Origin of the sequence: Prevotella pectinovora (assembly GCF_000834015.1) — a bacterium.
GTDB lineage: Bacteria > Bacteroidota > Bacteroidia > Bacteroidales > Bacteroidaceae > Prevotella > Prevotella pectinovora.
In genome coordinates this window covers 69,314-90,358 of record NZ_JXQI01000063.1, presented here as the reverse complement: position 1 = coordinate 90,358, position 21,045 = coordinate 69,314, and the positions used below count along the sequence as shown (strand labels likewise).

Sequence of the window (21,045 nt, the reverse complement as noted above, 5' to 3'; positions counted from 1 at the left end):
CCTTTGCAGTTGTCCCGACAATCCTTATTCCGTCACAATCTTGAATCTCACTCTGAACGAATGCTTCATCTCGTCCCAGTTGGTGCCGAGCAGCACGAACTTTCCTATTTGTGCAGTAGAACGCACATGCTTTCCGATACAAGGACATGCGTCGTAGTCGCCGATGCGCACGATACGCAGGGTTTCCGATGCGTCGTCGGGCAGTCTGTCAAGCTGTACATTGTCGGGAACATGGTCTCTGTCCACATATTCGAAAGTCACTGGCAGATCTTCGGCTATCAGCTCGTTCATCCTGCGTTCTATTTCCTTTTCCTCGTTGCGGTCGGGCTTGTGGTCAAGGATATAACTGATTTTGCTTTTCTTTCGCTCTATATGAGCGTTTCGTGATCGTTCACATCCGAACATCCTCATCATCGTCTGGTTGAGAAGATGTTCGGCGGTATGAGCCGGCGGAAACTCCTCTTTGTTGTGTGTATTCAGTTCGTAGTCCATAGATTATTATTGTTTGATTCATTTTGATATCTTTATCACTCTGCCGCTCCATGCCTCCACTGAAAGATTCAGTGGGTCGGTGTCAGAAAGGGTGATGGTGATTTTCTCTCCGTTCAGCAGGTCGGTTCCTTCCATTATTCCTTTCTTCAGGTTGAGATAGTTGAATGCGTGTTGCGGAATGTTTACCTTGCAGTCGCTGCTCTCGTCGCTGAAGTTGGCAAGTACTATCATCAAATCGTCTTCGTTGCTTCTTAAGAAAACGTATTGCCTGTCTGCATTGAAGTCTGCAGATGTTGGGTTTACATACATGAGGTCGAAGAACTTGCCTCCTGTTACGGCATTCTCGCTGGTCGCAATGTTTAGCACCTTCTTGTATGTGGCTTCGATTGATTTTTCCTCTTTTGTCAGTTGTCTTCTGCTTGAATATCCGTGTATCAGCGAGTCGACAGACCAGTAGTCGAATATTGTCGTTCTTCCGTCTCTTCCGCTGAATCCCTCTTCGTCCATTCCTCTCTCTCCATATTCCTGTCCGGCATAAAGCATGAACGGGTTGGTTCTCATAAGTGCGCTTGTCATGAGAGCCGGTATGCCTTTCCTGGCGTCTCCGGCAAAGAAGTCGCTTGCAATTCGCTGCTCGTCATGGTTTTCCAGGAAATAAAGCATGTGGTCGGCGATGTCGTCATTCGTTTGCCACTGTCTCGTGATATCAGTGGCGCTCCTATGGCCGCATACCACGTCACGCAAGCTGTCATACATTCCCACCTTGTCGTAGAGATAGTCAAAACCGGCATTTATATATTCTCTGTATCTGCCGGGATTGTATACCTCGCCAATGAATTTCACGTTGTGATGTTTTTTCCTCACTTCCGTCGTGACCCATTGCCAGAAAGCAGACGGCACCATTTCTGCCATGTCGCATCTGAATGCGTCTACTCCTTTTCCTGCCCAGAATAGCAGTATGTCGAGCATCTTCTTCCAAGTGTCTGGAGTGGGGGAGAAGTGTGTGGACACTCCGCCGGCATCGCAGTAGTCCACGCCGTAGTTCAGCTTCACCGTCTCATACCAGTCGTTCCTGCCCGGTCTGTTTCCGAAGCAGTCGTTGCCTGTGGCTTTGGCTGGGAATTCCTCGTATGGTAGTTCTTCACCATGATAGAGATCGATGTCGGCTGCAAAACTCTGTTCCGGGCAGTAGTAGAAATTGTTTTGCGGAGAGAATTGCATTCCTGTATTGTCGTTCTCACCGAAGTCGGCAATGCCTTTTGGTTTTGCTGTCGATTTGTATTGTCGTGCCACGTGGTTGGGCACAAAGTCTATTATCATCTTCAGACCTGCTTTGTGTGTGCGCTTAACGAGAGATTCGAATTCGTTCATTCGCTTTTCTACGTTAGTCGCCAGGTCTGGGTCGATGTCGTAGTAATCGGTTATGGCATACGGGCTTCCCGCATTTCCTTTCACCACAGCCGGATGTTGCCGTGGTATTCCGTATCGGGTATAGTCTGTTGTTGTGGCGTGTCGTATCACTCCTGTATACCATACGTGTGTGACGCCGAGCTCCTTTATTCTGCGCAACACAGCTGGAGTGAATGCGTTGAGTTTACCGCATCCGTTGTCCGTCAGCGTACCGTTGTGTTTCCTTGTTGTATTCGTGTTTCCGAACAGTCTTGTGAAGATTTGGTAGATTATAGCTTTTTCCATAAGTTTTCCGTTTTATGCAAATTTACATATTATTTTCAAATTATCGCCAGAAGTAGGTACAAAAAAAGAGCCATAGGTGAAAAACCTATGACTCCTTATGCTGTTTAAGAGGTTGTTCTTACTGTATTCCGTGAGCGGCTACAGTCTTGTCGATACGGCCGATCATACCCTGAAGAGCTTTGCCAGGACCACATTCTGTGAAGTCGTCTGCTCCGTCAGCGATCATGTTCTTTACACACTCTGTCCAGCGTACAGAGCTTGTGAGCTGTGCGATGAGGTTCTTCTTGATGTCGGTAGGGTCAGTATGAGGCTTGCCGTCAACGTTCTGGTATACCGGACACTTAGGAGCGTGGATTTCGGTCTTCTCGATAGCTGCTTCAAGCTCATCCTTGGCTGGCTGCATGAGTGGAGAGTGGAAAGCACCACCCACCTTCAGCGGCAGGGCACGCTTTGCTCCGGCTGCCTTCAGTTTCTCGCATGCCTCGTTGATAGCCTCGATGTTTCCTGAGATAACGAGCTGGCCTGGGCAGTTGTAGTTTGCAGGCACTACCACGCAACCAGGCTTGCTTACTTCAGCACAGATTTCTTCGATCTTGTCATCGGCCAGACCTACGATTGCTGCCATTGTCGATGGAGCTGCCTCACATGCCTTCTGCATAGCCATGGCACGGGCGTAAACAAGTTTCAGACCATCTTCGAAGCTCAGTGCTCCAGCTGCTACGAGAGCAGAAAACTCTCCGAGAGAGTGACCTGCAACCATTGATGGCTGGAAAGCGTCGCCCATGCAGAGTGCGCTGATTACGCTGTGGAGGAATACTGCAGGCTGAGTAACCTTGGTCTGCTTCAGTTCCTCGTCTGTTCCGTTGAACATGATGTCGGTGATGCTATAACCGAGAATCTCGTTAGCCTTATCGAAAAGTTCTTTTGCCAATGGATTGTTTTCGTAGAGGTCCTTGCCCATACCTACGAACTGTGCTCCCTGTCCGGGAAATACAAATGCTTTCATTTTTATATATATGTTTGTTTATAATTAAGCGCTGCAAAGTTACAAGTTTTTTGTCGGATAACAGGCATTTAGTAAACAAAAACGTTCATAATTAGTCTAAAATACCTTTTCCTTGGTAGATTATTGCTGGTTTAACTCGTTGGTGGAATTAATTTAGTGCACACATTAATCCTAATGTCGGTTTGTTATTAAATGGGCACGCTGCTTTCCCAACTGTGGTACGCTGCTTGTCCCGGATGGGCAGAATTGCTGTCAGACAAATGCCCAATAAGTTCATTTTGTAATTCCAACCATCATGTCTTACTTTTGTTTCATTCTTGTTATGGAGCGTATAATAATCATGCTTGTCTTTGTCGTTTCATATATTTGTAATACTTTTGCATCCTGCAATCATACCTTTGCCGGTATGTGTTCAGGTATATTTTAAAAGCTGGAAAGATATATTATAGCAATCATTAATTCATTATTAAAATGAGAGAATACAAGACCTACGTTTTTGATTTGGACGGTACGCTGCTAAATACCATCAATGATTTGGCGGCAAGTGTTAACTTCGCATTGAAAGAATATGGAATGCCGCAGCATACGGTTGATGAAGTGAGAAACTTCGTAGGTAATGGAGTGAAGAAACTTATGGAGCGGGCTGTTCCCGATGGACTCGACAACCCATTGTTCGAGGATGCTTATGCCACATTCAAAAAACATTACTTGGAGCATGGACTCGACACAACAAAGCCATATCCGGGTATGGTGGATCTTCTTCGCGAACTGAAAAAGAGAGGAAAGAATATTGCAGTGGTGAGCAATAAATTCTATGATGCCACAGGTGAACTCGTGCGGCATTTCTTTGGAGAATATGTTAAGGTGGCAATCGGTGAGAGGGAGAATATAAGAAAGAAGCCAGCTCCGGACACCGTGCTCGAAGCCTTCCGTCTGCTTGGTGTAGACAAAGAGGAAGCTGTATATATAGGTGACAGTGATGTTGATGTGAACACAGCAAAAAATGTCGGCATTCCATGCATCAGTGTTTTGTGGGGATTCCGTGACAAAGAATTCTTGATAGAGAATGGGGCTACGACATTTGTGGAAACTCCGCAGGAAATATTGTAGTTTCTCATTGACTTGTATTTGTCAACTGGCAGGCATTCTCTTCTTGGGCGATTCCTCTTGTGCGATTTGAGTGGCCGTCCGGCTTGACTTCAAATTTCTTTCAGTTCATCTACTTATATATAATAAAGGTGAAAAAAGTTTTAGTCATTTGGTGAAAAGACGATAATAGATTACTTTTGTCTGTATGAAAAAGATGTTGTTTCTGATATTTTCCGCTATCCTTGCCTTGCCTTCGATAGTAATGGCTCAGGAGAATCTTGATGATATGAAGCAGGTGAAACCTAAGGATGTTTTGCAGGCAGATTCATTGGCAAGTCTTGAGATGAACAAAGACTGTATTCTCCCTCCATCGGTAGGGCCGCAGCCATACGCTCGCACAGAATATCTCGATAGAGGCAGACAGAATGCGGATACGTTGAATTTGCCGACTCTCAATATGAAAGGACAAGTGCCGCTCATGACTTATCCTTATGATGGGTGGTGGGGGTTCAACAACTGGACTCTCCATAAAGGTCTCAACGTGAATCTCGGTGCTTCCGTATTCGCAGCCTTTGGCAAAGGAGCCCCCAAGGGAGCAGGCTTCGCACAGGATTTGTCTATGATGTATGCTCTGCCGTTGACCAAACGGCTCACTCTTGCCATTGGCGGATGGGTGAGCAATGCATATTGGGCACACGACAGGTTTACAGATGCCGGTGTCAGCGCAGTTCTCGGATATAAATTTGATGAGCACTGGGAGGCATATGTCTATGGCAGAAAAAGCCTTGTAAACAAACCAATCCCATATCGCTTTTGTACGATGGACGACCTCGGTGACCGTATAGGCGCTGCCGTGAAGTATAATTTCAGTCCGAGTTTCAGCGTTCAGGTGTCTGTTTCTATGGGACAACGGGACTACAGAAATCCATATGGTGGAATGTTCGGTTCAGAACCGGATATGGGATTTGGAGGCATGAGGTGATTTGACTTGTAGTGTGTAGTTTACATTTTAGTGGATTTCACGTGTTTAATCGCAATTTTGTAAATGTGGCAAGGCCTGATTTCCTTTGCTAAAGCATTTTTTATAGTCAAAGTGTTTAAAATATTTTAAATACATCCTCTGTTCCTTTTGTTTCTAAACCATATTTCTTATATTTGCAAAAGAAAATTAAAAGAAGAACGAAATATTATATAGAAATTTATGTTTGAGAATCTAAGTGACAGACTTGAGCGTTCCTTCAAGATACTGAAAGGAGAGGGAAAGATTACAGAGATTAACGTTGCAGAAACGCTCAAAGATGTACGTAGGGCATTGACGGAAGCGGATGTCAATTATAAGGTTGCCAAGACTTTTGTTGACACCGTAAAGAAGAAGGCGATGGGTATGAATGTGCTCACTGCCGTAAAACCAGGTCAACTCATGGTGAAGCTCGTTCATGACGAGCTCGCTGAACTTATGGGTGGTGATGCTGCCGAGCTGAAGCTTCAGGGCAGACCATCAATCATCCTGATGTCTGGTCTTCAAGGTTCCGGTAAGACAACTTTCAGTGGAAAGCTTGCCAATATGCTCAAGAAGAAACAACACAAGAATCCGTTGCTCGTGGCGTGCGACGTTTATCGTCCTGCCGCTATTCAGCAGCTCAAGGTCGTTGCAGAGCAGATCGGTGTTCCTGTGTATTCAGAAGATGGAAACAAGAATGTCGTAGAGATTGCCGACAATGCCATAAAGGAGGCTAAGGCAAAGAGCTACGATGTCGTTATTATAGATACCGCCGGTCGTCTCGCCGTTGATGAAGAGATGATGGACGAGATAGAAAGACTGAAGAATGCCGTCAATCCCGACGAGACACTCTTCGTTGTTGACTCCATGACCGGTCAGGATGCCGTGAATACGGCAAAGACATTCAATGACCGTCTTGATTTTGACGGTGTCGTTCTGACAAAGCTCGATGGTGATACACGCGGTGGTGCGGCATTGAGTATCAGAACGGTTGTGACAAAGCCTATCAAGTTTGTCGGAACTGGTGAGAAGATGGAAGCAATCGATGTTTTCCATCCGTCACGTATGGCTGACCGTATCCTCGGAATGGGAGATATCGTCAGCTTGGTTGAGCGTGCTCAAGAGCAGTTTGATGAAGAGGAGGCAAAACGTCTGCAGAAGAAGATTCAGAAAAACAAGTTCGACTTCAACGATTTCCTCGGACAGATTCAGCAGATCAAGAAGATGGGTAATCTGAAAGACTTGGCTTCGATGATTCCGGGTGTGGGAAAAGCAATCAAGGATGTGGACATCGACGACAATGCTTTCAAGGGTATCGAGGCGATAATCCTCAGTATGACTCCAAAGGAGCGCACTAATCCGGAACTCCTGAATACGAGTCGCCGCCAGCGCATCGCCAAGGGATCCGGTACGAATATCCAGGACGTAAACCGTCTGATAAAGCAGTTCGACCAGACTCGCAAGATGATGAAGATGGTGACTGGCTCGAAGATGACACAGATGATGAACGCCATGAAGCACATGAAGGGCGGAATGCCAGGAATGCCGGGTGGTATGCCTAAGATGTGATAGGCAGGAGTTTTAATTAAGAAATTACAAAACTTACATATATAAGATATGCAGTTGATTGACGGAAAGGCTACAGCGGCGAAAATCAAGGAAGAGATTGCCGCTGAAGTGAAAGATATAATGGCAAAGGGAGGTAAACAGCCTCATCTTGCCGCTATTCTCGTGGGTCACGATGGCGGTAGCGAGACATATGTAAAGAACAAGGTTCTCGCTTGTGAAGCTTGCGGATTCAAAAGTTCACTGATACGTTTCGAAGAGAATGTGAGCGAGGAGGAACTCCTTGATACAGTGAAGAAACTGAATGACGATGCTGATGTTGACGGTTTTATCGTTCAGCTCCCGCTCCCCAAGCATATTGATGAGCAGAAGGTAATCGAGGCTATCGACTATAGAAAAGATGTTGACGGATTCCATCCAGTCAATGTGGGTAGAATGGCGATAGGTCTGCCTTGCTTCATCTCAGCCACACCGCTCGGCATACTGACATTGCTTCAGCGTTATAATATCGAGACGTCTGGCAAGAAATGTGTTGTTCTCGGCAGAAGCAACATCGTAGGCAAGCCTATGGCACAGTTGATGATGCAGAAGCAGTATGGTGACTCCACGGTGACTGTATGTCACAGCCATTCCAAGACTCTCAAGGAGGAATGTCGCGAGGCTGACATCATAATTGCAGCCATCGGCAGACCGGACTTCGTTACTGCTGACATGGTGAAGGAGGGTGCAGTAGTAATCGATGTCGGTACCACACGTGTGCCGGACGCTACACGCAAGAGCGGATTCCGTCTTAATGGAGACGTGAAGTTCGATGAGGTCTCTCCAAAATGCTCTTTCATCACTCCTGTTCCTGGCGGAGTAGGACCGATGACTATCTGCTCGCTCATGAAAAACACTTTGGCGGCAGGTAAGAAGGAGTATTACAAATGATAATAAGACAGAACAAAATAATTCTATATCATGACGGCAGAAGAATTTTACATGGAAGGAAGGGAGTTTCAGCGTGCTGGAAACTGGCAGGAGGCTATCCGCTGCTATAATGAAGCGATAGCTCTAGATGCAGAATGCGCTGCCGTTGAGGCCAAGAGGATGGTTATGGACATCCTCAACTTCTACAACAAGGATATGTACAACCCATAAACATGATGTGGGTTTGTGCATTTTCTTGTGACTGACGAAAGAAAAATTTAGACTAAAAAGATTTTATAAGCTTAAGGCGATGGACATGAGGAGACGGGTTATCTCCTGTAGTCCTTAACTGTTACCCTTTAATTTAATTTAGAAAAGACATGGGCAAAATCAAAGGATCAATTGTAGTTAACACAGACCGCTGCAAAGGCTGCTCTCTGTGTGTTGTAGCTTGTCCTAAGGATGTCATCGCATTGTCTGACAAACATGTCAATGTGAACGGTTATCCTTATGCCGTGGCTGTACGCCCCGATGATTGTATCGGTTGTGCGTCGTGTGGTATCGTATGTCCTGATGGATGTATCAGTGTTTACAAAAAACGTATGGAGGATTAAGCAATGGCAGAAAAAGAAATTCTTTTAATGAAAGGAAATGAGGCTATCGCTCACGCAGCAATCCGTTGCGGATGTGATGCTTATTTCGGTTATCCTATCACACCTCAGAGTGAGGTGATCGAGACTCTTGCAGAGCTCAAGCCATGGGAGACAACTGGTATGGTAGTTCTCCAGGCTGAGAGTGAGGTGGCATCCATCAACATGGTTTATGGAGCGGCAGGTGCAGGTAAGAAGGTATTCACTTCTTCATCAAGCCCTGGTGTAGCCCTTATGCAGGAGGGAATCTCTTATATGGCAGGTGCTGAGCTTCCAGGTGTATTCATCAACGTGCAGCGTGGTGGTCCTGGTCTGGGAACTATCCAGCCTTCACAGAGTGACTATTTCCAGTCTACTCGTGGTGGTGGTAATGGTGACTATTATGTTATCGTTCTCGCTCCATCTTCAGTTCAGGAGATGGCAGACTTCATGGATCTCGCTTTCACACTTGCATTCAAGTATCGCATGCCAGCGATGATTCTTAGCGACGGTGTTATCGGTCAGATGATGGAGAAGGTGGTATTGCCACCAGTTAAGCCACGTCGTACCGAGGAGGAAATCAAGAAAGAATGTCCTTGGGCTACATTCGGTCGCACACCAGACCGTAAGCCAAACATCATCACTTCTCTTGAGTTGCAGCCAGAGGTCATGGAAATCCGTAACCAGAAGCTTCTCAAGAAGTATGAGCTGGTAAAGGAGAATGAGGTTAGATATGAGACTTCACAGTGTGAGGATGCTGACTATCTGTTTGTTGCATTCGGTAGTGCAGCCCGTATCTCAGAGAAGGCAATGGAGCTCGCTCGCGAGGATGGCTTGAAGGTCGGACTCTTCCGTCCTATCACATTGTGGCCTTTCCCGGATAAGCAGCTTGAGGCTCTTGCTAAGGGCAAGAAGGGTGTTCTCTCTGTTGAGATCAACGCCGGCCAGATGGTAGAGGATGTACGTCTCGCTACCCACGGCACTGTGCCAGTAGAGCATTTCGGCCGTCTTGGTGGTATCGTTCCAGATCCAGAGGAGATTGTAAACTCTCTGAAAGAGAATATCAAGAGCGGAAGATTTAATGGCTAATCTTTAATTTTGAAACAGCATGAAAGAAGATATAATTGCACCAGAGAATCTGGTATATGAAAAACCGTCGTTGATGAACGACACTCCTATGCACTACTGCCCAGGTTGCTCTCATGGAGTTGTTCATAAGCTCGTTGCAGAGGTTATCGAAGAGATGGGCATGCAGGACAAGGCTGTAGGTGTAAGCCCGGTAGGTTGCTCTGTATTCGCATATCGTTATATTGACATCGACTGGTCTGAGGCTGCTCACGGACGTGCTCCTGCAGTTGCTACTGGTATCAAGCGTTGCTGGCCAGACCGTCTCGTGTTCACATATCAGGGTGATGGTGACTTGGCTTGTATTGGTACAGCTGAGACAATCCACGCACTGAACCGTGGTGAGAACATCACTATCATCTTCATCAACAATGCCATTTATGGTATGACTGGTGGTCAGATGGCTCCTACTACATTGCTCGGACAGAAGACTGTAACTTGTCCTTATGGCCGTACACCGGAGCTTCACGGATACCCATTGAAGATGACAGAAATCGCTGCCACACTTCAGGGTACATGCTATGTTACACGCCAGAGCGTTGACACAGTAGCAGCTATCCGTTCAGCAAAGAAGGCTATCCGCAAGGCTTTCGAGGCTTCTATGCAGGGCAAGGGCTCAAGCCTCGTAGAGATTACAAGTACATGTAACAGTGGTTGGAAACTCTCTCCTGTAAAGGCAAACGAGTGGTTGCGTGAGAAAATGTTCGAATTCTATCCGAAAGGAGACCTTAAAAATACTATAGACGAATGAAAAAAGAAATAATCATATCAGGATTTGGTGGTCAGGGTGTTCTTTCCATGGGTAAGATCTTGGCTTACTCTGGTCTTATGGAAGACAAGGAAGTAACATGGATGCCAGCTTACGGACCAGAGCAGCGTGGTGGTACTGCCAACGTTACTGTAATCGTAAGCGATGAGCGTATTTCATCACCAGTGCTCAGCAAGTATGACATTGCTATTGTACTCAACCAGCCATCACTCGACAAGTTCGAGTCTCGCGTTAAGCCAGGTGGTATCCTCATCTACGAGGGAAATGGTATCATCAACCCCCCAACCCGCACCGACATTGACATCTATCGCATCGATGCTATGGACAAGGCTGCAGAGCTCAAGAATACCAAGGTGTTTAATATGATCGTACTTGGTGGTATGCTCAAGGTTTCTCCTGTGGTTAGTGAGAATGGTGTTGAGAAGGCTCTATTCAAGACTCTTCCTGAGCGTCACCACAAGTTGATTCCTCTGAACATGGAGGCTATCAAGATTGGTGGAGACATCATGCAGAAGCAGTAATATTTCAACTTCTTATATAACAAAATGGGGGTATGTCGTATTTGGCATACCCTCATTTTGTAGTATTTTGAGTTTGCTTGGCTTTTCGTCAAGTAATACTGCTTGTTTGGTTGCTATAGAATATTTGTTTTCTTCTTCCTTAAGCTATACTTTCCGTGCTTGTCAAACACGAGCCAGTATAGCACAGGCAGGATTGTGGCTATGAGAACCATCGAGATTAGTGTGCCGAAGAATATCACAGCACCCATTGGCGACCATAACGTGTTGTTTTCCAACATCATCGGCAATACGCCCACTGAGGCTGCTGCTGATGTGAGGAAGATAGGGCGCATGCGTCGCTCGCCGGCTTGGAAGGCGGCATCGCGTATTGACAGTCCCTTGTCGCGTCGGAGTTCCTCGGCATAGTCGAGCATGATGATACCGTTGCGCACAAGTATTCCCATCAGACTGACAACACCCAATACACATGTCAGGCTGACGTCATATCCCGTGATGAAGAGTCCTATGGCTGCTCCGAAGATGCAGAGCGACATTGAAGAGAGATTTACCAATGCCAGACTGATGCGTTTGAAATGGAAGAGGAGAATGAAGAATATCACCAGTATCGCAACCATCACTCCTGATATCACTTGCGGCATGGTTTCAGCATCTTTTTCCGACATACCTCCTACTTCCCATGTGAGATCCGGGTCGAGTGAGAGTCCGGCAACCTTTGTCTTCAGCTCTTCAGACAGCTTGTTGGCGTTATATCCTCGTAATGGTTCGCCCACGATAGATATTGTGCGGACACCATTACGGCGTATTATGCTGCCGTCATGCCAGTCAGGTGAAATCTTTGCCAACTGCCGTAGCGGTACGCTGGCTGTTCCACCCATTACGGGGATGTATTCATTTGCCAAATCACTGTCGTTTTCCGATTTCAGAACCATTTTTACCGGGTAATCGCCTTCCCAGAGAGTAGACATCGGTAAACCGCTGCCGAAATGAATTGCCAGGTCAGCAGAGAGGATAGTCTTGTTCACACCCAGTCTGTTTGCCTCTGTAGCATCCGGTGTAACACTTATTCCAGGCTGCGGTTCCTCGTAATTTGTTCGTATCAGGTTTATTCCCTCCACCTCATGCATGCAGGCGGCAATCTGTTTGGCAGCCTTTTTCAGGTCGCTGATACTGTCGCCGCTCACTCTTATCTCGATGGGATAAGAAGCAGAATTATAGTCCATCTGCTTGAAGCGGATATAGCAATTCGGGAAATAGTTGGAATAATGGTCGGCATACTTGTTGAGCACCTCCTCCGTAGCATCATTGCTCACGGTATTTACAATGAACTGTGCGAAGTTTGGTCCGCCAATCTGTGGAGCGTATGTAGTGTGAAAACGTGGCGATCCTTGTCCGATAAACATCGTTACGGCAGTCACTTTAGGGTCTCGTTTCAGAATATTAGCCATGGAGTCGGCTATAATGGATGTCTTTTCAGCTGTCGTACCGTTGGGAAGATAGAATTCAACGGCAAACTGGTTGCGCTCTGCGATAGGCATCATTCGCTGTGGCAGTTTCACGAATATCATGGCTCCAGTGGCAACCAGAGCGGCTCCTATGACAAGCGTGGTGCGTGGAAAGGCAAAACAACGGTTCAACAACCACGTATATCCCGTTTGCAGATAGTCAAGAGGTTTCTTCTTTGCGTTAGGTTTCGGTGTGCTGGATATGCCTTGGTGTATCACGATATACTGCAGATAAGGAGTAAGCAGCAGTGATACTGTCAGCGAAATGCTCAAGATGATGAACATCGCCCATGGGAACGACTGCACGAAATCGCCCATATCACCGTGCATGGTGAACAGAAACGGGAAAAAGGTCAGTGAGATGCTCAGTGTGGCAGATAGCACCGACATGAAGAATTCTCTCGGGGCTGCTATGGCAGCATGCCATCGAGACATGCCGTGTCCCAGTTTTTCCATGTAGTTGTCAATAATCACTACGGAGTCGTCTACTACCATTCCCAATGTCACTATGAGTGCCGCCAGTGTCACAGTGTTCAGTTCCATGCCGAAGAGATAGAAAATGCCGACCGACGAGAATATGGTAATTGGAATGCTGAGGGCAGAAACCTCAGCCACGCGTCTTGGCATCAGCAGGATGACCACAATGATGACCGAAATGACCGAGATGAGCAGCTCCTGCAGAAAGTTCATCACCGATTCGTTCACCACTTTGCTTTGGTCGGTGATGGTGGCGATATGCACATCCTTTGGCAAGGTCTCCTCAAACTCGTCCAATGCCTTGTGGACATCATTTCCCATCTTCACGATATCGTTTCCTGGTCGCATCTCGATAGACAGAAGCACACATTTGTTGCCATTGCTCTTGATGTATTTCTCCTGTTTCGGGTATTCCCTCGTTATGCGTGCAATGTCTTTGAGCCTCACGATGTTGCCTTTCGGGTCGGAATATACAATCTGTTCCGCCACATCACGCTCGTTGTTGTAGGAGTCGGTGATATGGATAGGCAGAGTTAGATTGCCCATGTCCAGACTTCCGCTAATGGTGGTGAATCCCTGAAGCGCCAGTTCGTTGAGTATCTTGAAGGGGCCGATGCCATATTTCGACAGCTTGTTCTGGTCCAGATAAATGCTTATCTGTTCGTTCTGCAAACCGTATGTCCGGAGGTTGGATATGGCGTCGATGCGTCGGAGCCTGTCTTTCAGGTTGTCTATATAGGTGTTTAGTTCCCGGTAAGTCTTCTGTTTGCTTTCAATCGTTATGAGCAAAGCCGATGTCTCGGCAATATCGTCTACCGCCTGCAATGCGATTACTCCCGAAGGCAGTGAAGACTTGAATGCCTGCAGTCCATGTTTGAACTTGCTCCAGAAAGCATCTTTGTCTTCCACATAGTCGTTCAGTTCCATGAATGCAATCAGCATGCCGTCTTTGCTCTGTGTGTATGTCTTCTTTTTGTTCACCTCTTTATATCCGAAGATGAAATTCTCCAGAGGTTTCGCCACCCGTTCTTCCACCTCTGCCGATGTGGCACCCGGATATACTGCTACGCATGCACCTTGGCGCACCGTGAACTGCGGCATCTCCTGCTTCGGCATCGTGGCGAGTCCCAGTATTCCCAGGAGCACGAGCATTCCCATAAGCAATATCACGATATTGTGGTTACACATCGCAGCCTCTATAAATGACCGTTTTATCACCCGGTTTGGTTTCCTCGTGAGGCGCGCTTTGATGTGTTCCCGAAGGGCAGTGTCCTTCTTCTTCGCCTTTTTGTCAATGTCCATGTTATTTCCTTTCCGTCATTATCTGTCCATACCCTTGCCGGTGTCCACTCTCATTCCCTCAGACACCTTCTGCTGGCCGTTTACTATAACTTGGTCGCCTGGTTTCAGTCCAGACAGGATTATAATTCCGTCCCCTTCGAAGTCGCCGGTCTCCACACGCTGCTGATGCGCCTTCCCGTCTACTACAGTCCAAACGAATCTAGAATTGTCCACATCCAGTTCTATGCTTTGTGGTGGCACGATGATATGCGCCTGTTCTTTTGTTGCGCCGCCCGTAACGTTGGCGTTGCACACCATGCCGGGGAGAAGACGCCCATGAGTGTTGGCGATACCCACTTTTATGTCATAAGTATGTGATATGGGATTGGCGTCGATGCCCTTTTCCGAAACCGTTCCATAGAATACAGCATTGTCAAGTGCAGCAACCGTCAGTTTCACCTTGTCGCCGATGCGTAGATGTGATATCTCGCTTTCAGGAACAGAAACCTTCGCGTTTACCTGTTCCACATCAGCCAACTTCAGTACGGGTTGTCCTGGCAGGACGTACGTTCCCAAATCCGCATTCTTTGAGGCTATCACTCCGGCAAAAGGAGCCGTGAGTGTGGTGTGCGACAGTTGTTGGCGGGCTATGCTCTCTGCCGCTTTCGCCTGTTCCAGTTTGCTTTCAATATCCACCCATTGCAGTTCGGAAATCGTTCCAGCCTTATGCAAGGGCAGAAATCTCCTATATGCGTCTTCCGCCTGCTTCAGAGCAGTCATCGTACTTTTGTGAGCCTCCCTCACTGTGGTCGGGTTTATGGTGGCGAGCACTTGTCCTTTGCTCACTATGTCTCCCTCATCCACTCTTATGGAAGTGATGTTGCCGGCAATCTCGAAACTTAGTGTTGACCCTATTTTTTCTTCTATAGTCCCGACATAATCTTTGGTTTCTCCAAGCGCCGTACTGCCCACGGTGATAGTCTCCGTTTTGATTGTCTTCTGCTCCTTCTTCTTCGCTTGTTTTGAGCATCCTGTCAGTAATAATCCGCCGATAATGAATGCCACAAGCCATCCTGTAACTGTATTTTTCCTTTTCATCTCAATGTCAAATTTATACCTCAAATAATTATATGATGTTCAATAATGCAAAGGTATGTCTTTTATGCGGAAGCAAAATGTCGTGCTGGGATAAAAAATGTAAAAAGGGAAACGAAAGACGTGGTTTCCGTCACCAAATCCGGCAGCAGTCCCTGATTTGGGTTTAATAATTATTGTGGAGATTATAAAACAAAAAGATGCATTTACTTTTGTAAACACCTCTTGATGAAATCTAATTCTTAGTGACTCCGACAGGATTCAAACCTGTAACCTTCTGATCCGTAGTCAGATGCTCTATTCAGTTGAGCTACGGAGCCATATTTCTGAATTGCGAGTGCAAAGGTATGGATTTATTTTTAATCTGCAAAATATCCGTGGACTTTTTTTGAAAATCACTTGATTTTTGATTTCTATTTTACATATTCCGCTCTATCTTGTCAGAAATATACTTTTTTGTGATGAAGAAATATGACAATGCTGCAATAATGCTGCTTGTCAACAGGATGTAGTAAATATTGTCTGTTGTAAACTCGCAGACAGGGTTTTGTGGGGCTGCGGTCATCAAGCTTGTGAATAATCCGATGCTTATTCCCAATTCCAGAGTCAGGAAATATGTGCTCAAGGCAGAGCCGCGCTGACAATGGTCTGCTGTCTCGATGAAGCATGAATGATGTACAGACAACAGTATCGTTGCCGCCGCTCCTGATGCCGCCATACAGATGAGATGCAGCAAGGGATTTACTGTCAATGCCCTTATTGCCAGAATCAGCGATGCCGCAAGCAGCGCATAGCCTATGGCCGGCAGCATTGTAGTGGTGTGATTTCCGCCGCAGAGAGTGAATTTGCATTTCGTGGTCTGTGATTTGCGGAAGAAGATGATGTATATTGCCAATATTGCCAGCAGAATACCAGCCAATATGCCGGCAAACTCTTTCATTTGTCTTATGCAGATGATCACGGTTCCTATTACTATGCCGATGGCGATGTTCGGGATAATGATCGGCAGACTTGACACCACGAAGAAACGGTCGCATGACATTCTCTTCAGGGTTTCTTCCGGGGCCTTGAACGGGAACTTGATGCTCGACATTATATATATCGCTATGAAACAAGATGCCATGGCGGTATACAGCACATTCTGTATGTTGGATTCTATTACCATCAGCAGTCCGATTGATCCTCCGGCAGGAATTGCCGCCAGATGCGTCCATGCCATGATGGTATTTGCTTTTGTGCGGTGGTCAGAGTCGCAGCAGTCTATTGTCAGCGTGCTGCTGAGAATCATCAGCGACAAACCGAAGAAAGCTCCCATCAACCCCCTTGTCGCGAGGAGGAAGACGGGACTTTCCTGTATTATTCCTTTGAGCAGGAATTCATCCATCAGATACGTCGTTGCCAGAATTGTCAGCGCCATACATGCCGTTGACAATATGCAGACTTTGTTGCGTCTGTATCTCTGGATGAGATATGAACAGAATAAGCCAAAGGCGAATACCGATACTCCCGGCATTCCCGTCCATGATGCTATCTGTGTCTGTGATAGTTCCAGGACAGAAGACAGAATCTCCGGCATTGTCGGAATCAGCATATACATTGCCGCGGCAATGAAAAATGTAGAAGTAGTCAGTTTCCAGAAGTCAGTATGCATTTGGCGTTGTTTTAGTTAATATCAATACGATTCCTCGCTGTTGGGGAAATCGCTGCTCTTCACATCTCTTATGTAGTTGCCTATGGCGTCGGTCATGACAGTGTTGAGGTCGGCATATCTGCGCAGGAATTTAGGACTGAATCCCTTTGTCATTCCGAGCATGTCGTCCACCACGAGAATCTGTCCGTCGGTTCCGTTTCCGGCTCCGATACCGATTGTAGGGATGGTCAGTTCCTTGCTCACCTTTGTGGCAAGACTTGCCGGCACCTTCTCGAATACCACAGAGAAGCATCCTGCTTCCTGGAGCAGCAGTGCGTCAGAAGCGAGTTTCTCAGCCTCAGCCTCCTCTTTTGCGCGCACGGCATAAGTTCCGAATTTGTTGATGCTCTGCGGAGTCAGTCCGAGATGTGCCATAACAGGGATGCCGGCATCCAATATACCCTTCACGGTATCAATGATTTCCACTCCGCCCTCAAGTTTCAGAGCGTCGCATCCGCTTTCCTTCATTATCTTGATGGCGTTTTTCACGCCCTCTTTTCTGTCCACCTGATAGCTTCCGAACGGCATGTCGCATACCACGAGAGCTCTTTTTACTGCTCTTGCCACGGCACTTGCGTGATAGATCATCTGGTCTATCGTAATAGGTAGGGTAGTGCTGTTGCCCACCATCACGTTAGAGGCAGAGTCGCCTATCAGAATACCGTCGATACCGGCACCGTCAACGATACCAGCTGTGGTAAAGTCGTATGACGTCAACATTGAGATTTTCTCTCCACGCTCCTTCATTTCGATGAAACGATGGGTCGTAACCTTTCGGTTGTCGCTTACTAAATAACCTGACATTTTCTTTTCTTGTTTTTTATTTCTTTAATTGGTTTATACTCATTATTATGTTCATCAGGCATCTTGTCCCAATGATTTCATTATTCCTTCGTAACTCAAGCCAACGTAGTCGTCAACAACGGTGTCTGAGTATGGTTCTATTGCCTCATGGGAGTTTGTCGTTGCAAATCCCACTACGAACATTTTTGCAGCCCTTCCTGATTTCAGTCCGTTGAAGCTGTCCTCCAGAACCACGCATTCGTCAGAAGTCAGTCCGAAACGCTCTGCGGCTTTCAGATAGCAGTCTGGCGACGGTTTGCTCTCGTCGAAGTCTTCCGAAGTGAGAATCTCGTCGAAATACCCCTTGAACTCCGGGTGCTTGGCATACACGTTCTTCATCTTCATCACGTTGGAACTTGTCACGACGGCAGTCTTTACGCCTTTCTCGCGTATGTTCTTTACGAAATCCTCAAAGCCTCTGACATATTCAAACTGCATCTCGTCTTCAAACCTGTCGAGCCTTCTTGTTATCTCCTCCTGCACCGATGGGTCAGGGAAGTATTTGTCGTATATCTCCACAAGGGTCTGCCCCTTGATGAGCTTTTCCATCTCGTGGCTTCCTGGATAGTATTCCTTGAATTGGTTGCCCCAGAATATCGTGTATTGCGGTTCGGTGTCGAACACTACGCCGTCAAGGTCGAACAGGGCACCTCTGAACTGTCTTTTATTCATTATTTTTCGATTCATTTTTCTAATAAGTCTGCAAAAGTACTAAAAAATATATTAACACTTGAATTTTGTACGTATAAAATCGCTTTTGTCGGTTTTTCCTTAACTTCCAATGGTCATTGTGCCGTTAATTGCATCAGATTTCAATTGCTTGCAGTCATATTTTTGCCAGTCGTCTCTACCTTGTCTTTATTCCGGAAACAGCTGACTTTCATTTGTCAATCGAACTATGAATGAGTGTACTAAATAACACATCAGGTGCTGACTATTTGTAAATTGCGAAATATTGCCGTATGTTCCAAAATTCGCATTTATTATACATAAAGTCGGAAATCTGCACAAACGACAAAAAAATGTGTAGTTTGGCTTTGTTTCAAAAGTCCTTTGATGTATTTTTGCACAAAAATTATAAGTTTATGCAGTTACTTAAAAATTTTAACACCTTAATTAATCGTTTGCAGTCATTGGAAAACAGAAAAAAAGTAGTACTTGTTTGCCCAAATGACTCACATACTGAATACGTGATTAACCGCGCCTTGGAAGAAGGTTTCGTTGATTTCACCCTCGTGCTTGGAGGTACGAGAGCACCGTTCATCGACCGCTTCCTTGCAGACTATCCTGATCATGTTACCGTTCATGAGACAGCCACACCTGACGATGCCGCAGCCTATGCCGTGAAGCTCGTTCACGATGGTGGAGCTGATGTTCTTATGAAGGGTACCCTCAATACCGACAATCTCCTGCGCGCTGTGCTCAACAAGGAATATGGTCTTCTGGAGAAGGGCCATGTGATGACACACGTGACAGTTGTAGAGATACCATCATACGACAAGCTTCTCGTTTTCTCAGATGCTGCCGTTTGCCCACGTCCAACCGACGAGCAGTTCAAGGCTATCCTTGGTTATGTTCTCGGAGTTTGCCGCAGTCTCGGTGCCGAAAGCCCGAAGGTTGCCCTTATCCATTGCACAGAGAAGGTGAGCGAGAAGTTCCCACACACATTGAGCTATGAGTCAATGAAGGAGATGGCACGCAATGGCGAGTATGGCGACTGCTGTGTTGACGGTCCTATGGATGTCAAGACAGCCTGCGATTCAGACAGTGGTGCAATCAAGGGCATCAGCTCTCCTGTAGTAGGTAATGCCGACGCTCTGATTTTCCCGAACATCGAGTCAGGAAATGTGTTCTACAAGACTCTCACCTTGTTTGCCAAGGCAGAGACAGCCGGAATGCTTTGCGGAACAACCGCTCCTATCGTAGTGGCTTCAAGAGCCGACAGCGGAGAGTCTAAGTTCAACAGCCTTGCCCTTGCTTGTTTGGCAGACAAGGTTAACAAGTAATCAATATTACAAAACTATACAATATTAATCTTAATGAAAATACTTGCTATCAACCCAGGTTCCACTTCTACCAAGTTGGCTATTTATGAAGATGGAAAACAGGTTTGGGCCGGTGGTGCCCATCACGACCTCAATGAAATCGCTCATTTCCATCAGACGATAGATCAGTATGAGTATCGTAAGGAGTTCATCGTGAAGCGTCTGAAAGACGAGGGTATCGCTATGGATTTTGATGCTGTTATGGGTCGTGGCGGTCTGCTTTGCCCACTCAAGGGTGGAGTTTATGCTGTCAACGAGAAGATGAAGCACGACCTGCTTCATACCAAGCACGACCATGTGTGCAACCTCGGAGCTATCATTGCCGACGAGATTGCCAAGGAGTGTGGTTGTCCTGCTTTCATCGCAGACCCTGTCGTAGTAGACGAGTTCCAGTTGAAATCCCGCGTTTCCGGCGTTCCAGGCATCAAGCGTGAGTCAATCTTCCATGCTCTCAACCAGAAGGCTGTTGCCCGCCGTTACGCCAAGTCTATCGGCAAGAAATACGAAGAGCTCAATCTTATCGTTGTCCACTTGGGAGGTGGTATCTCAGTAGGTGCCCATCGCAAGGGACTCGTGATTGATGTCAACAACGCCCTCAACGGTGAAGGTCCTATCTCTCCGGAGCGTGCCGGAACAGTTCCTTCAGAGGCTTTGGCTACTTTGTGCTTCAGCGGCAAATATACCCTCAATGAAGTTAAGAAGATGCTCCATGGCAAGGCTGGTCTTGCAGCATATCTTGGTACATCAGATATGATTACCATCGAAGAGAAGGCTATTGAAGGCAAGGAGCCATACAAGACTCTCGTTGCAGCTATGGATTATACCGTGGCAAAGGAGATCGGAGCGATGTTCGTTGCCTTGAAGGGACAATGCGACGCCATTATCCTTACAGGTGGTATAGCATACAGCGATTATTGCGTTGCCGACATCAAGGAGCAGATAGAATATCTTTGTAAGGTAGTCGTATTGCCGGGAGAGAACGAGATGGAGTCGTTGGCAGAGAATGCTTTCGGAGCATTGACCGGCGAACTTCCTGTTCTGACCTACACAGGCGTTTCTTGCGCAGAGGAGATTCCTGGTATGGCTGAGGCTTAACTGGAGTTTCTTTTCCGTAGATTTTTCATATATTCCGAAATCGGTAATTAAGGCTTGCCGGGATTCTGGTCCTGAGGATAATGCAAGGTTGGTTTTTTACAGATTTGGGATAAAAAATAAAAACAGCTTTCTTCACAGAGAGCTGTTTTTTGATTCAATAGGTATTAGCTTCTAAGGTAAAAAGATTGTATTCAGGATAACTGTTGCAAATTTATA

The 21,045-nt window shown here is 46.5% G+C and carries 19 protein-coding genes and 1 tRNA gene; 11 read left to right on the top strand and 9 right to left on the bottom strand.

Annotated features, from left to right (window positions below; genetic code table 11):
- Window positions 1-24 precede the first annotated feature (24 nt).
- The 3 genes from ST42_RS14590 to fabD form a co-directional block, all read right to left on the bottom strand.
- Window positions 25-492 carry an alanyl-tRNA editing protein gene (locus tag ST42_RS14590; protein ID WP_044073255.1) on the bottom strand — a complete coding sequence of 156 codons (468 nt, stop codon included), beginning with the start codon at window positions 490-492 and terminating at the stop codon, window positions 25-27.
- A gap of 18 nt (window positions 493-510) precedes the next feature.
- Window positions 511-2,187: an alpha-amylase family protein gene (locus tag ST42_RS09120; protein ID WP_044073254.1), complete on the bottom strand. Its 1,677-nt coding sequence runs from the start codon at window positions 2,185-2,187 to the stop codon at window positions 511-513.
- Window positions 2,188-2,305: 118 nt separating this feature from the next.
- Entirely contained in the window at window positions 2,306-3,193 is an 888-nt protein-coding gene (fabD, locus tag ST42_RS09115; RefSeq protein ID WP_022316201.1) for an ACP S-malonyltransferase, read from the bottom strand.
- Window positions 3,194-3,664: 471 nt separating this feature from the next.
- On the opposite strand from fabD, the gene ST42_RS09110 reads away from it, so the two are divergent.
- The 9 genes from ST42_RS09110 (at window position 3,665) to ST42_RS09075 (ending at window position 10,801) form a co-directional block, all read left to right on the top strand.
- Window positions 3,665-4,303, top strand: a complete 639-nt coding sequence (locus ST42_RS09110; RefSeq protein ID WP_044073253.1) for an HAD family hydrolase — start codon at window positions 3,665-3,667, stop codon at window positions 4,301-4,303.
- Window positions 4,304-4,487: 184 nt separating this feature from the next.
- Window positions 4,488-5,264, top strand: coding sequence for a hypothetical protein (locus ST42_RS09105; RefSeq protein ID WP_156139342.1), 777 nt, complete (start codon window positions 4,488-4,490; stop codon window positions 5,262-5,264).
- A gap of 219 nt (window positions 5,265-5,483) precedes the next feature.
- A complete protein-coding gene (ffh, locus tag ST42_RS09100; RefSeq protein ID WP_044073251.1) occupies window positions 5,484-6,851 on the top strand; it encodes a signal recognition particle protein in 1,368 nt (455 codons plus the stop codon).
- Window positions 6,852-6,899: 48 nt separating this feature from the next.
- The gene (gene folD, locus ST42_RS09095; protein WP_022316205.1) at window positions 6,900-7,778 is read left to right on the top strand and encodes a bifunctional methylenetetrahydrofolate dehydrogenase/methenyltetrahydrofolate cyclohydrolase FolD; all 879 of its coding nucleotides are present in this window, start codon (window positions 6,900-6,902) and stop codon (window positions 7,776-7,778) included.
- A 30-nt stretch (window positions 7,779-7,808) separates the two neighbouring features.
- A complete protein-coding gene (locus ST42_RS09090) occupies window positions 7,809-7,988 on the top strand; it encodes a tetratricopeptide repeat protein (protein ID WP_022316206.1) in 180 nt (59 codons plus the stop codon).
- A 149-nt stretch (window positions 7,989-8,137) separates the two neighbouring features.
- Window positions 8,138-8,371 (top strand): 4Fe-4S dicluster domain-containing protein, encoded by a 234-nt coding sequence (locus ST42_RS13580; protein WP_022316207.1) that lies wholly within the window; start codon window positions 8,138-8,140, stop codon window positions 8,369-8,371.
- Window positions 8,372-8,374: 3 nt separating this feature from the next.
- A complete protein-coding gene (locus tag ST42_RS09085) occupies window positions 8,375-9,475 on the top strand; it encodes a 3-methyl-2-oxobutanoate dehydrogenase subunit VorB (protein WP_044073249.1) in 1,101 nt (366 codons plus the stop codon).
- A 19-nt stretch (window positions 9,476-9,494) separates the two neighbouring features.
- On the top strand, window positions 9,495-10,262 hold the full coding sequence (locus tag ST42_RS09080) for a thiamine pyrophosphate-dependent enzyme (protein ID WP_022316209.1): 768 nt from the start codon (window positions 9,495-9,497) through the stop codon (window positions 10,260-10,262).
- Complete coding sequence (locus ST42_RS09075) at window positions 10,259-10,801, top strand: 2-oxoacid:acceptor oxidoreductase family protein (RefSeq protein ID WP_044066245.1); 543 nt, start codon at window positions 10,259-10,261, stop codon at window positions 10,799-10,801. The genes ST42_RS09080 and ST42_RS09075 overlap by 4 nt, the downstream gene beginning before the upstream one ends.
- A 113-nt stretch (window positions 10,802-10,914) precedes the next feature.
- Here ST42_RS09075 and ST42_RS09070 read toward each other — a convergent pair whose 3' ends face one another.
- The 6 genes from ST42_RS09070 to ST42_RS09045 all read right to left on the bottom strand — a co-directional run bounded on the left by ST42_RS09070 (window position 10,915) and on the right by ST42_RS09045 (window position 18,361).
- On the bottom strand, window positions 10,915-14,082 hold the full coding sequence (locus ST42_RS09070) for an efflux RND transporter permease subunit (protein WP_082027857.1): 3,168 nt from the start codon (window positions 14,080-14,082) through the stop codon (window positions 10,915-10,917).
- An 18-nt stretch (window positions 14,083-14,100) separates the two neighbouring features.
- Entirely contained in the window at window positions 14,101-15,159 is a 1,059-nt protein-coding gene (locus ST42_RS09065; RefSeq protein ID WP_044073315.1) for an efflux RND transporter periplasmic adaptor subunit, read from the bottom strand.
- Window positions 15,160-15,402: 243 nt separating this feature from the next.
- Window positions 15,403-15,476 (bottom strand) — tRNA-Arg (locus tag ST42_RS09060).
- A 98-nt stretch (window positions 15,477-15,574) separates the two neighbouring features.
- A complete protein-coding gene (locus ST42_RS09055) occupies window positions 15,575-16,807 on the bottom strand; it encodes an MFS transporter (RefSeq protein ID WP_042517198.1) in 1,233 nt (410 codons plus the stop codon).
- A gap of 21 nt (window positions 16,808-16,828) precedes the next feature.
- Entirely contained in the window at window positions 16,829-17,650 is an 822-nt protein-coding gene (gene panB / locus ST42_RS09050) for a 3-methyl-2-oxobutanoate hydroxymethyltransferase (RefSeq protein WP_044073247.1), read from the bottom strand.
- A 54-nt stretch (window positions 17,651-17,704) separates the two neighbouring features.
- On the bottom strand, window positions 17,705-18,361 hold the full coding sequence (locus tag ST42_RS09045) for an HAD family hydrolase (RefSeq protein WP_044073245.1): 657 nt from the start codon (window positions 18,359-18,361) through the stop codon (window positions 17,705-17,707).
- 413 nt (window positions 18,362-18,774) lie between these two features.
- On the opposite strand from ST42_RS09045, the gene ST42_RS09040 reads away from it, so the two are divergent.
- Window positions 18,775-19,695: a phosphate acyltransferase gene (locus ST42_RS09040; RefSeq protein WP_022316216.1), complete on the top strand. Its 921-nt coding sequence runs from the start codon at window positions 18,775-18,777 to the stop codon at window positions 19,693-19,695.
- A 33-nt stretch (window positions 19,696-19,728) separates the two neighbouring features.
- Window positions 19,729-20,829: a butyrate kinase gene (gene buk / locus ST42_RS09035; protein WP_044066241.1), complete on the top strand. Its 1,101-nt coding sequence runs from the start codon at window positions 19,729-19,731 to the stop codon at window positions 20,827-20,829.
- Window positions 20,830-21,045: the final 216 nt, after the last annotated feature.